10 protein-coding genes are annotated in these 12038 nt (G+C 62.2%); 6 read left to right on the forward strand and 4 right to left on the reverse strand.

The window, feature by feature from the left end:
- Positions 1-17: 17 nt before the first annotated feature.
- Entirely contained in the window at positions 18-794 is a 777-nt protein-coding gene (locus ACIPSK_RS25585; RefSeq protein ID WP_170257943.1) for a metallophosphoesterase family protein, read from the reverse strand.
- 158 nt (positions 795-952) lie between these two features.
- On the opposite strand from ACIPSK_RS25585, the gene ACIPSK_RS25590 reads away from it, so the two are divergent.
- Entirely contained in the window at positions 953-2080 is a 1128-nt protein-coding gene (locus ACIPSK_RS25590) for a monooxygenase (RefSeq protein WP_162117929.1), read from the forward strand.
- A 1-nt stretch (position 2081) separates the two neighbouring features.
- Here the strand turns inward: ACIPSK_RS25590 and ACIPSK_RS25595 are convergent, their stop codons facing one another.
- Together ACIPSK_RS25595 and ACIPSK_RS25600 are read right to left on the reverse strand one after the other, a co-directional pair.
- Complete coding sequence (locus ACIPSK_RS25595) at positions 2082-2546, reverse strand: RrF2 family transcriptional regulator (RefSeq protein ID WP_003542434.1); 465 nt, start codon at positions 2544-2546, stop codon at positions 2082-2084.
- Positions 2547-2722: 176 nt separating this feature from the next.
- Positions 2723-3511 (reverse strand): SDR family NAD(P)-dependent oxidoreductase, encoded by a 789-nt coding sequence (locus ACIPSK_RS25600; protein WP_003542436.1) that lies wholly within the window; start codon positions 3509-3511, stop codon positions 2723-2725.
- A 143-nt stretch (positions 3512-3654) separates the two neighbouring features.
- Between ACIPSK_RS25600 and ACIPSK_RS25605 the strand changes: the two genes are divergently transcribed.
- On the forward strand, positions 3655-4425 hold the full coding sequence (locus ACIPSK_RS25605; protein WP_162117928.1) for a TIM barrel protein: 771 nt from the start codon (positions 3655-3657) through the stop codon (positions 4423-4425).
- Here the strand turns inward: ACIPSK_RS25605 and ACIPSK_RS25610 are convergent.
- Positions 4422-5441: a substrate-binding domain-containing protein gene (locus ACIPSK_RS25610; RefSeq protein ID WP_162117927.1), complete on the reverse strand. Its 1020-nt coding sequence runs from the start codon at positions 5439-5441 to the stop codon at positions 4422-4424. The genes ACIPSK_RS25605 and ACIPSK_RS25610 overlap by 4 nt on opposite strands.
- Positions 5442-5622: 181 nt before the next feature.
- On the opposite strand from ACIPSK_RS25610, the gene ACIPSK_RS25615 reads away from it, so the two are divergent.
- The 4 genes from ACIPSK_RS25615 (at position 5623) to ACIPSK_RS25630 (ending at position 12036) form a co-directional block, all read left to right on the forward strand.
- Positions 5623-7548, forward strand: coding sequence for an ABC transporter substrate-binding protein (locus ACIPSK_RS25615; RefSeq protein WP_162117926.1), 1926 nt, complete (start codon positions 5623-5625; stop codon positions 7546-7548).
- 87 nt (positions 7549-7635) lie between these two features.
- Entirely contained in the window at positions 7636-9744 is a 2109-nt protein-coding gene (locus ACIPSK_RS25620) for a family 10 glycosylhydrolase (protein WP_162117925.1), read from the forward strand.
- A 104-nt stretch (positions 9745-9848) separates the two neighbouring features.
- Entirely contained in the window at positions 9849-10835 is a 987-nt protein-coding gene (locus ACIPSK_RS25625; RefSeq protein WP_003542447.1) for an ABC transporter permease, read from the forward strand.
- 10 nt (positions 10836-10845) lie between these two features.
- Entirely contained in the window at positions 10846-12036 is a 1191-nt protein-coding gene (locus ACIPSK_RS25630; protein ID WP_003542448.1) for an ABC transporter permease, read from the forward strand.
- The last annotated feature ends 2 nt before the right edge of the window (positions 12037-12038 follow it).

Here is a 12038-nt window from a genome sequence, read left to right on the forward strand (position 1 = left end):
GGCAGGAGAAACGGAAGTCAGGTCGAAAACAGATGCACTTGGCCTTGCCACAGGCGGGCGACGGTGAGCTTGCCGCTGCGATAGGCGCGCGTATCGAGATTGAGCCGCCTCGGCCGTATGTCGGGTTCATCGTTCGGCGTGTGACCGTGAACGACGAGTTTCGGCAACGGCACCCGGCTTTCGAGAAACCGCTGGCGGATGAGGACCAGATCCTCGTCCGTCTGCTCGCTGAGCGGCAGCTTCGGATTGATGCCCGCATGCACGAAAATCACGTTCGGGGTCTCCAGCAGGACGGGCATCGCCCGCATGAAATCGATATGCGTGCGCGGCAGCGACTGGCGGATGAAGGCATCAAGCTTCGCGCCGGAGGGAAAGACCAACGGCAGGTGCTCCGGATCGAGGCCATAGGATTTGAGCGACTCCGCCGACCCCATCTGCATCCAATCGTCATAGGAGGTCCAGCCGTCGATATAGTCGAGCATGGCGACTTCGTGATTGCCGGCAAGGCAGATGCGATCGAATCCATCAGGCGGCGGCTCCATCAGGTGGTCAATGACCTGGGACGATTCCGGGCCGCGGTCGATATAGTCCCCGAGCGTGACGATCAGCTTGCGCCCGGGCAACTGCGCGCCATCACGCAGGATCGCCTCCTCGGCCTTCACAAGCAGATCATACCGACCGTGAATGTCGCCGATCGCATAGGTTGGGATAGCGGCAATATCCAGCGTCAGACGCGGTCTCGGCTGGCGTGCCATTTTCGAAACCTCGCTGTTGCGAGCACGAGAGTCGCTCATCATATTTCTCGATAGCCCTGGTTCACCGTAAGTAGAGTGAAGGACAACGCAATCAAGCTGGTAAGAAAATTCAAAGCTTTCGGGTTTTGTAGAAAAACCGGCCTTATCATTCGAGGGGCAATCCCTCACTCCTATATCCGTCGAGAAAAGAGTGACCGATGGGAACGGTATCGCAATTTCATCAGAGCCTGAGAGCTCCCGCGCATCGCATCGAAAGCGAAGAGGAGGCGATATCCACGGCCCGCGACCTCGCCGCCGCATTCCGGCATCACGCGAGCGAGCGCGATATCAACCGCATCCTACCCTTTGCCGAGCTTGATGCGCTGTCGGTATCGGGGCTGACTGCAATCGCGGTACCGCCCGACCACCAAGGGCTCGACGTGTCGAACGCCTTGCTCGCCGAAATCGTTGCAATCATCGCCGAGGGCGATCCTTCGATCGGCGAGGCGCTGGAAAATCATTTTTGCATGCTGGAAACCCTCCGCACCCAGGCTGCCGAAGATTTGAAGGCATCGCTGTTTGCCCGCGTGCTGCTCGGCGACCGCTTTTCGGGCGCCGCCTTCACCGACGGAGCTGCGCTTGCGGCCGAAGGCCCGGGCTACCGCCTGAGTGGGCGCACGCGACAGGCGCCCGGTATTCTATTCGCCGACTGGATCGCCGCTGCCGCCACCGCCCCGCCCAGCCGCCCGGTGACGCTCTACCTTGCACGGGCTGACGAAGGCGTGCAGGTGGTCGACGATTGGGACGGCTTCGGCCAGCGCACCAACGGATCAGCGACGGTGATCGTCGCCACACTTCATGTCAATGCCGATGCGATTGCCCCTGCCCCCTCGTCCGGATATTCAACCGGCATCTCGCTCGGCCTGCTGCTCAAGGCCGGCGTCAGCCTGGGCATCGCGCGGGCCGCATGGAGCGACCTGATGACCGCGATTGGCGATCGCAGCGCGACCGTCCTCCCGCGAATCGGCGGCCGCGCCATCCGTATCGAAGCGACAGCGGCAGCCTTGGAACGGGCTGGGCGCAAACTCGACATTGCCCAGGTCAATCCTGTTGAGGCAGCGATGGCGGACGCGCATTTTTCCGCCTCGGCCGCCGCAATCCTTGCCGGGGAAACGGCGCTCGACACCGCAAACGCGCTGTTCGAACTTGCAGGGGAAACATCGGCCGGCATCGGGCTCAATCTCGATCGCCATTGGCGCAACATCCGCATTCACGCGCTGTCGTTGCCGCGGGATAAGCTAATGCGCACCGCAGGCGAATATATGTCGGAGCCTGGGAGAGCCTAATTCAGCTGGCGGCGGAGATCGGGAATTGTTCCTTGGCGCCGTCGATGCGACCGCCGTCGGCGACGAACTGCTCGAGGGTCATATTATCGAGAATGGCGGCGATCGCGTCCCGAACATCGGTCATCGAGCGCCGCACCTGACAGGTTTCCGGATCGGCACAGTCGTCGCAGGCCTCGTAAGCCGTACGGCTGGCGCAGCGGATCGGCGCCAAGGGCCCGTCGAGCGTGCGGATGACATGGCCGATGCGGATTTCGGTTGCCGGCCGCGACAGGGAATAACCGCCGCCCGGTCCCTTCTTCGAGCGCAGGATGCCGACATTGCGCAATTCGAGCAGGATCGTGTCGAGAAACTTCTTCGGGATATTGTTGCGGGCCGCGATGTCGTTGATGAAGGCGGTCTCACCCGGCGCCAGCCGCGCCAGGTCGACCAGCGCCTTCAGCCCGTATTTTCCCTTTTTCGTCAGCATCGTCGTCGCCTTGTAGAAATCGCAGTATTTATCCTGCTAATAGCAGGCAAATAGCGTCAAAAGCGTGAACATACAACAAAATAGCTATTATTTATAGCTTGTATCGGCAACGTCCACAGGCTCGCGCGGCAGCCTTAAGAAGGACCGGCCGCCGCGCATCTTGGCAGCTGGCTCAATTAGATCGTCTTCAGCATGCCGCCATCGACGAAATAGGTCGAGCCGATGCAATAGCTCGCACGCTCCGAACTCAGGAAGACGAAGACGTTGGCTAGCTCCTCGGGCATGCCGAAGCGTTTGGAGGCGGCGTGCTCGTTGGCGACGCTCTGCAGGTAGCCTTCCCAGTTGCCGCCGGTTTCCGCCGTCAATTGCTTGGCGGTCTTGATCCAGTCGGGCGTCAGGATCAGGCCGGCATTGACGCAGTTGACGCGGATATTGTCCTTGATGAGCTCGGTCGAAAGCGTCTTCGAAAACATCATCAGCGCCGACTTGCTGACATTGTAGATCGGCTCGTACCAGAGCGGTTGGACGGCGCAGATCGAGGCATTGTGCAGGATCACCCCGCCGCCGCGTTGCTTCATCTGCGGCGCGATGCCGCGCGCCAGCCGCACGGCGGCCATCACATGCAGGTCCCAATAGTCCTGCCACTTCTCGTCGGGCGCCTCCATCACCGTCTCGTTCGATCCGGTGCCGGCATTGTTGATGAGGATATCGGCGCCACCTTTTTCGGCCGCCGCCGCGATGATCGCCTCGGTTCCCGCAACCGTCGCCACATCGGCCGCGACAGCGGCGGCGCTGACGCCGTACTTCTCGGCGATACGGGCGGCTTCCGCCTCGAGCCGTTCACCGCCGCGCGCTGCCAGCACGAGGTCGGCGCCCTCAGCCGCCAGCCCCTCGGCGATCGCCAGCCCGATGCCAACCGACGCACCGGTTATAACGGCAGTCTTGCCCTTCAATCCGAGATCCATGTCTTCCTCCGCAAACGGCCGGAGATCCCGGCCTGATGTGCTGAGTGTTCCGCCAATGAACCCGGGCGTCAAGCGCCCGAACACCTCTTGCGGCAGGCGCCGATCTGTCGCATGCCTGCATCAACAGATGGGAGGAGTTTCTCATGCGACGTTATTCAGCCTGCATAGAGTGGCTGTTTGCCGAAGAGGGCGACAGCTTTCCCGATCGTATCCGTCGCGCCCATACGGCCGGCCTGACGGCGATCGAATTCTGGCGCTGGACCGGCAAGGATCTGGATGCGATCGAGGCGGCGCTGAAAGAAACCCGCCTTGCCGTCTCCAGCCTCGTCGCCGAACCGATGATCGCGCTGACCGACGCCGCCAACCGGCAGGCCTGGCTGAAAGGCCTTGCCGAATCCGTCACTGTCGCGAAGCGTCTCGGCGCGCCGGTGCTGATTGCCCAGGCAGGCGACGATCTCCCAGGCTCGACCCGCCAAGAACAGCGCCGGGCGCTTACCGAAACGCTGAGAGCCGGCGCCGACGTCCTCAAAGGCAGCGGTGTCCGCCTCGGCGTCGAGCCGCTCAACATCCGCATCGACCATGTCGGCTATTTCCTCGATTCGACCCGCGAAGGTCTCGACATCATCGATGACGTCGCTCGCCCCGAGATCGGTGTCGTCTACGACATCTACCATTCCGCCGTGATGGACGAGCGCACCGAGGAGGTGCTGAACGGCCGTCTCGACCGTATCATCCACGTCCATGTCGCCGATCACCCTGGCCGCAACGAACCGGGCTCCGGCGGCATCGACCTTGCCCGACGCCTCGGCTGGATCTTTGCTAACGGTTACGACGGCGCAGTCGGTCTGGAATACCGGCCGACCAAGCCCGGCGCGGACGCAGTCAAGGCTGCGATTGCTTCGCTCGGCGGTTAAACCTCGGCGGCATCGACGCTCGCCGCCGCCTTGCAGGGTCCGGCCGAGCGGCGCTCGATAATGCGCGAGGCAATCATGATGCGCCGCGCCGGCATGCCCGGCAGGCGCGGATTCTCTATGCGCTCGAGCAAGAGCCGCAGCCCGACTGCCCCACATTCCTGCCCCTCCATCCTCACCGTCGTCAGCGCCGGCGAGATCTGCGTTGCCGGCGAGTAGTCGCCGAACCCGACGACCGAAATATCGTCGGGAATGCGGTATCCCTGACCGAGCAATTCGGAAACCACGGTCAGCGCCAGCCCGTCATGGGCGCAGAAAAAAGCCGTCGGCCGGATGCCTTTTTCCACGAGCGCTCGGAAGGCCGCGCTGAAGCCATTCTCTTCGTCGAACTGCATAACATGAAGCGCAACGTCAGGATAACGTTCGGCGATTTCGCGGGCGCCGTAGTGCCGCTCTTGGCGCCCCCGCAGGCCTGGCATGCCATAGACGTAAACAATGGACCGATGGCCGAGCCCGACCAGATACTCCACCACCGCCTGTCCTGCCTCATGGTCGGTGCCACCGACATGGTCGATCTGTTCGAGCGCATCGACCCAGCCGAAACGCACGATTGGAACGCCGGTGGCACTCACCGCCGCTACGGCCTCACGGGCATGCGGACCGACGAGCATCAGCCCGTCGCAGCTGCGCGCCAGCTCTTCCAACTGGCCGGAATCATGGGTCCAGCGTACGCGCAGCGTCATGCCAAGCCGATGAGCCTCGCGCTGCACACCGTTCTGCACCTGCATATAGAGCTCACTGTTGACGGCATCGAGATCGTGAAAGACGACCGCGACCTCGCCGGCAGCACCCTGCCCGGCGGGCTTGATATATCCGAGGCGTTGCGCCGTCTCGCGGATCAGCGCGCGCGTTTCTTCGCTGACACCGCTCTTGCCGGCAAGCGACCGCGACACGGCGTATTTTGACAGGCCGACCTCCCGCGCGATCGTCTGCAATGTAACCCGGCCCCTGCTTCCCACGTGGCACCTCGCCGTTCGATTGATGCGACGCTGGCTATATCAACCGCGCCGGTAAGGCAAATTATCGCACTAACGGAAACATAACGCTTTACCTAACAATATCCAAATGTAATCTTTCGCTCATCCCCGCCCGACAGCAAAAATAATGATAAGGGCACGGATTTTTTGGAGGAGATCCCCTATGATCAAGCTGAAACGACGTGCGTTTCTGGCCGGGACGTCGGCCGCCCTGATATTGCCGGCCCTGCCGGTTTTCGCTGCTGACTTCAAGGAAGCGGATGTTCTGAAAACGAAGGTGTCGAGTGGTGCTCTGCCGGGTCTGAAGGAGCGACTTCCTGAAAATCCGCTCGTCGTCAAACCGGTCGAAAGCGTCGGTAAATACGGCGGCGACTGGAACATGGCGCTGGTCGGCGGCGGGTCGCTGTCGATGCTGTTCCGCTACCAGGCCTACGAGCCGCTGTTGCGCTATACGCCCGACTGGTCTGGCGTGACGCTGAATGTCGCCGAGTCCTTTGAGGGCGACGCAGACTCCAAGGTCTATACGATCCGCCTGCGCAAGGGCATGAAATGGTCGGACGGCCACCCCTACACCACCGCCGACATCAAGTTCTGGTACGACACCGTTTTCACCGACAAGCGCGTCGCCTTCGTCGGTCAGGATCATTGGAAGTCCGGCGGCAAGCCGGCCATGCTGGAGATCGTCGACGAGCAGACCTTCAAGGTCACCTTCGACAAGCCGAACGGCCTGTTCCCACTGCAGGTCGCCTGGGCAAACAACGACCAGACGACGCGCACGCCGAAACATTATCTCGAGCAGTTCCACATCGACTTCAATCCGAAGGCCGATGAACTCGCCAAGCAACGCGGCTTCGAAAGCTGGATCGCCTCCTTCCAGGCGGCCGCCGGTTTCCAGGACGACAACGCCTTCTTCTTGAACTCCTCGAAGAAGCCCTGCTTGCATGCCTGGATGTTCACCATAGCACCCGGCGAAAACACCGAACGCGCCGTCGCCGAACGCAATCCCTACTATTGGAAGGTCGATACCGAGGGCAACCAGCTGCCCTATATGGACCGCATCGTCTACCAGATGGTCGCCGACCCGCAGGTTCTGCTACTGAAGGCCATGCAAGGTGAAGTCGACCTGATGGACCAGTATATCGCCACGCCGAACAACAAGTCGGTTCTCTACGATGCGCGTGAGCAGGGCGGCTATGATTTCTACACGCTGACTTCGACCGAAGCCAATGTGATGAATTTCATCTTCAACCTGAACCACAATGACGAGACCAAGCGGAAGCTCTTCCGGAATAAGGATTTCCGTGCGGCACTCTCGACAGCACTCGACCGGCAGTCACTGATCGATGCGGTGCTCGTCGGCCAGGGCGCGGCTGCCCAGCCGTCGATCAAGAAGGAGGACCCGCTCTACAACGAGCAGCTCGCCACGCAGTTCACGGCCTATGACGTCGACAAGGCGAATGCCATGCTCGACCAGCTCGTGCCGAAGCGCGACGACCAGAACTTCCGCCTCGACGAAAAGGGCCGCCGCCTGACGATCATCTTCGAGATCGACCAGGCGCGCGCCGTCTTCCTCGATCTCTTCCAGCTGGTGATCCCGATGTTCCAGGCGGTCGGCATCGATGCGCAGATGCGCTCGATGGACCGTTCGCTCTGGGAGACGCGCGTCCGCCAGGGCCGCGATTTCGATGCGACCGCCCACCAGTTCGGCGCCAATGGCGGCGTCGCCGCCATGCTCGACCCGCGCTATTACGTGCCGACCGATGCCAACGCCATGTATGCCCCGGCCTGGCAACTCTGGTATCGCGACCGCGCCAATGCCAATGCCGAGGAACCGCCGGAAAGCACGAAGAGCCAGCTTGCGCTCTACGACAAGCTGAAGGCGACGTCCGACGCATCAGGCCAGCGCGAGGTCATGAAGCAGATCCTTCAAGGCGCCGCCGACAATTTCTATGTCTTCGGCATCTCGCTGCCGCCTGATGGATACGGCATCGTCAAGAACAACATGAAGAACATCACCAAGATCATGCCGAACTCCTTCGGCTGGCCGACGCCCGCTCCGACGATGCCGGAGCAATTCTACAAGGTCTGAAGACCTTTTATCCCAGGAGCCCAGTCAGGCGCCGGCCCCGCTGGTCGGCGCCCAGATACCTTATTTGCCAATGATTGGATGAAGACGATGCTCGATGCCAGGAAACAGAATACCCACACGCTGAGGACGCCGGAGTGGTTCAAGACCGCGACCCGCTGGACCCAGCTGACCTTCGTGGAAGACGACCCGGAGAAATACGACCCGGCCTTCTGGATCGATGTCTTCAAACGCACGAAATCGAACGCGGTCTGCCTCAGCGCCGGCGGCTATATCGCCTATTATCCGAGCGAAGTGCCTTACCATTATGTGAGCAAGTATCTCGGCGACAAGGATATCTTCGGCGCGCTCGTCGATGCCGCCCGCAAGCTCGACATGCATGTCATGGCCCGCGTCGACCCGCATGCGATCCATGACGATGCGGCCAAAGCCCATCCGGAATGGGTGATGATCAATGCCGACGGCACGCCGCGCCGCCACTGGGCCTATCCCGATGTCTGGGTGACCAATGCCTATGGCGACTACAACAGCATCTTCATGCCTGAGGTGGTCAAGGAGATCGTCCGCAAATACGATATCGATGCGGTCTTCGCCAATCGCTGGCAGGGCCACGGCGTCGATTATAGCGAAGACAGCGCCCGCCGCTTCAAGGACATGTCCGGCCACGCCCTGCCTGTAAAACCCGATGCCGAGGATCCCGCCTGGCAGGCCTGGGTGCAATGGCGCCGCCGCGTGCTCACCGACATGATCGCGCAATGGGACGATGCCGTCAAAGCGATCCGCCCGCATGCGAGCTTCATTCCGAACATGGGTGGCGCGTCGCTGATGGAATTCGACCTCTCGGTCATCGCCAGGCACTGCCCCTTCCTCGTCGTCGACCATCAGGGCCGCAAGGGCCTCGAGCTCGGCTGGTCGGCTGGCCGCAACGGCAAGCGCATCCGCGCCACCTTCCCTGACCGCCCGGTCGTGCTGATCACCTCGATCGGCCCGGAGGAGGAATATCGCTGGAAGGATGCCGTCACCTCGGGTGAGGAGATGCAGCTCTGGATCAATGACGGCACCGCCCACGGGCTCTATGCCTGGTTCACCAAGTTCAACGGTGTCGTGCCCGACAAACGCTGGGTCGAGCCGGTGGCCGACGCCTTCGGCCTGCAGGCAGCCGTCGAGCCGGTGCTGGAAAGCATGAAGCCGACCGCCGAAATCGCCGTCATGGATCCCTCGACGACGCTGCGCCACTGGGCGCCGGAAGAGCGGCATTCCGCCGAAAAGCACGATCTCGGTCTTTACCATGCCCTCGTCGAAGCCCGCCTGCCCTTCGAGCTGCTCTCGGACCAGGTGCTGACCGCGGAAAACCTCGACCGCTTCAAGCTGATCATTCTCGCCAACGCCTCCTGCCTTTCGGATGCGCAGAACGCGGCGATCCGCGCCTATGTCGATCGCGGCGGCAGCGTCATTGCCTCTTACGAGACGTCGCTGCGTGACGAATTCGGCAAGAAGCGTGACGAATTCGGTCTGGCCGACGTGCTCGGCGCCAGATACGTCTCCGGCCCGCGCGGCATCGTCAAGAACACCTATGTCGCCCTTTCCGGCGATCACCCGATCAATCGGGGTTTCGACGGCGCCGAACGCATCATGGGCGGCACCCGCCTGATCCACGCCGAACCGTCGGCCGATGCGAAGACGCCCTTCCTCTATATCCCCGATTTTCCCGATCTGCCGATGGAAGAGGTCTATCCGCGCGAGGCCCCGAAAGGCGCTGCCGTCATCGCCCGCGAGACCGGCAAGGGCGGACGCACGGTCTATATCCCCTGGAATATCGGCGAGATCTTCTGGGAGGTCTTTGCCGTCGATCATGCGCGGCTCATCACCAACGCCGTCCATTGGGCACTCGGCAAGACGCCGCGCGTCACCGTCAAGGGTAAGGGCGTCGTCGATCTGGCACTGCGCGAAAACGGTGAGGGCCTGGCGCTCAGCCTCTTCAACCTCACCAACCCGATGATGATGAAAGGCCCGATCCGCGAAAATTACCCTCTGGCAGCGCAGACCGTTTCGGTGGAGATTCCGGAGGGCCGATCGGTGGCGAAGGCGTGGCTCGTCGTTGCCGACCGCGCCGCAAGCTTCAGCTTCGGGAATGGCCGCGCCGAGGTGGAGGTGCCTGGTATCAATCGGCTGGAGGTCCTGCATCTCACCTGGAAATGAGGTGACACGCGACGAAGGAGCGCTTTCGGCCTGGAGGGCCGAAGGCGGGTGAAGATCCGGGGGAAGCGCGTCACAGCGTTCCCGAAGGGAGGAGAAACGTTTCGATGCTTGGCTATATCTTCAAGCGCGTGCTCTACATGATCCCGACCTTGTTCGGCATGTCGCTGATCTCGTTCCTGATCATCCAGCTGCCGCCGGGTGACTATCTGACGTCGATGATCGCCACCATGAGCGACAGCGGCCAGACCGTCGATCCCGCGCAGATCGAGCGGCTGAAGGAAATCTACGGCTTCGACGACCCCTTCTATGTCCAATATCTGAAATGGATCTGGGGCATCGTCAGCCGCGGCGACTTCGGCTACTCCTTCGAGTGGGGCCAGCCCGTCTCCGGGCTGATCTGGGCGCGCATGGGCTCGACGCTGGTGATCTCGCTCTTGAGCCTGCTCTTCGTCTGGATCGTGGCTTTGCCGATCGGCATCTATTCCGCTGTCCGCCGCCACTCCATCGGCGACCATGTCTTCACCTTCCTCGGCTTCATCGGCCTTGCCGTACCGAACTTCATTCTGGCGCTGACGCTGATGTACGTCGCCTATAAATATCTCGGCCAGAGCGTCGGCGGGCTGATCTCGCCGGAATATGCCGAGGCGCCCTGGAGCGTCGCCAAGGTCGGCGATTTCCTCGCCCATCTCTGGATCCCGATCATCATCATCGGCGCATCCGGAACGGCAGCGATGATCCGCATCCTGCGCGCCAACCTGACCGACGAACTGCACAAGCCCTATGTCGTCACCGCCCGCGCCAAGGGACTGCCGGAATACAAGGTGATCCTCAAATATCCGGTCAGAATCGCGCTCAATCCCTTCGTCTCGGCGATCGGCTGGGTGCTGCCGCATCTTGTCTCCGGCGTCACCATCACCGCTATCGTGCTGAACCTGCCGACGGCCGGCCCGCTGCTTTTCCGCGCGCTGATCTCGCAGGACATGTATCTCGCCGGCAGTTTCATCCTGCTTTTGAGCGCGCTCACCCTCGTCGGCATGCTGCTGTCGGATCTGCTGCTGGCGCTGCTCGATCCGCGCATCCGGTTCAATTGAGGGGAATGCGATGAGCACGCACGAAACCTTCGGAGCCCATGCTGGTCCGCTTCACGCTGTTGCCGATGGTCCTTCGATCAGCCCGCTGAAACAGGGCAAGACCGTGTCGACCGCCGCGATCGGCCCCTGGCGGCTGGTCGCCGGCAAGCTGGTCCGTCAGAAGGTGGCGATGGTGGCCGGCGCCATCATCCTCTTCCTCTATCTGGTCGGCCTCTTCGCCGAATTCCTGGCGCCGGCTTTGCCGATGACCTCACGGCCGCAATATACCTATGCCCCGCCGCAGGGCTTCAGCTTCTTCGTCGAAAAACCGGACGGCAGCTCGGAGTTCAATTTCCACGTGAAGGGCTACAAGGTCGAGATCGACAAGGTGGCGCTGCGCCGCACCTTCGTCGTCGACGAAACCAAGGTCGTCCCGATCGGCTTCTTCGTCAAAGGCGCGGCCTACGATCTCTGGGGCCTGATCCCGATGAACCGTCACCTGATCGGCCCCCTTAACCAGAACGACCCGATGTATCTGCTCGGCGCCGACCGGCTCGGCCGCGACGTCTTCTCGCGGCTCGTCTACGGAACCCGCGTATCCATGTCGATCGGCCTCGTCGGCGTCGCCATGTCTCTGATCCTGGGTGTCGTGCTCGGCTCGATCTCCGGCTTCTACGGCGGCTGGGTGGATACGCTGATCCAGCGTGTCATCGAGGTCGTCAGTGCCATGCCGACCATCCCGCTGTGGCTCGGCCTGGCGGCGGCGATCCCGCTGACATGGTCGCCGGTCAATGTCTATTTCGTCATAACGATCATTGTTTCGCTGCTCGGCTGGACCAGCCTGGCGCGTGAGGTGCGCGGGCGGTTCCTGGCACTTCGTAGTGAGGATTTCGTCGTCGCCGCGCGGCTCGACGGATCGACCGAAGCGCGGCTGATCTTCCGCCATATCCTGCCGTCGCTGACGAGCCACATCCTTGCGGTCGTGACACTGGCCGTGCCGACCATGATCGTCGCCGAGACCTCGCTTTCCTTCCTCGGCATCGGCCTCAAGCCGCCGGTCGTCAGCTGGGGCGTGCTGCTGCAAGACGCCCAGAACATCCGCACCGTCGCCACCGCGCCGTGGCTCCTGATCTGGCCGTCGCTCGCCGTCGTCGTCGCCGTCCTGTCCTTCAATTTCTTCGGCGACGGCCTGCGCGATGCCGCCGACCCCTACGACAATTGAGG

This window comes from Rhizobium sp. LARHSG275 (assembly GCF_052871115.1).

What these genes read in the sequence shown, in the direction of transcription:
- ACIPSK_RS25585 (WP_170257943.1), bottom strand. Translation starts at nt 794, where the DNA reads ATGAGCGACTCTCGTGCTCGCAACAGCGAGGTTTCGAAAATGGCACGC.
- ACIPSK_RS25590 (WP_162117929.1), top strand. Translation starts at nt 953, where the DNA reads ATGGGAACGGTATCGCAATTTCATCAGAGCCTGAGAGCTCCCGCGCAT.
- ACIPSK_RS25595 (WP_003542434.1), bottom strand. Translation starts at nt 2,546, where the DNA reads ATGCTGACGAAAAAGGGAAAATACGGGCTGAAGGCGCTGGTCGACCTG.
- ACIPSK_RS25600 (WP_003542436.1), bottom strand. Translation starts at nt 3,511, where the DNA reads ATGGATCTCGGATTGAAGGGCAAGACTGCCGTTATAACCGGTGCGTCG.
- ACIPSK_RS25605 (WP_162117928.1), top strand. Translation starts at nt 3,655, where the DNA reads ATGCGACGTTATTCAGCCTGCATAGAGTGGCTGTTTGCCGAAGAGGGC.
- ACIPSK_RS25615 (WP_162117926.1), top strand. Translation starts at nt 5,623, where the DNA reads ATGATCAAGCTGAAACGACGTGCGTTTCTGGCCGGGACGTCGGCCGCC.
- ACIPSK_RS25620 (WP_162117925.1), top strand. Translation starts at nt 7,636, where the DNA reads ATGCTCGATGCCAGGAAACAGAATACCCACACGCTGAGGACGCCGGAG.
- ACIPSK_RS25625 (WP_003542447.1), top strand. Translation starts at nt 9,849, where the DNA reads ATGCTTGGCTATATCTTCAAGCGCGTGCTCTACATGATCCCGACCTTG.
- ACIPSK_RS25630 (WP_003542448.1), top strand. Translation starts at nt 10,846, where the DNA reads ATGAGCACGCACGAAACCTTCGGAGCCCATGCTGGTCCGCTTCACGCT.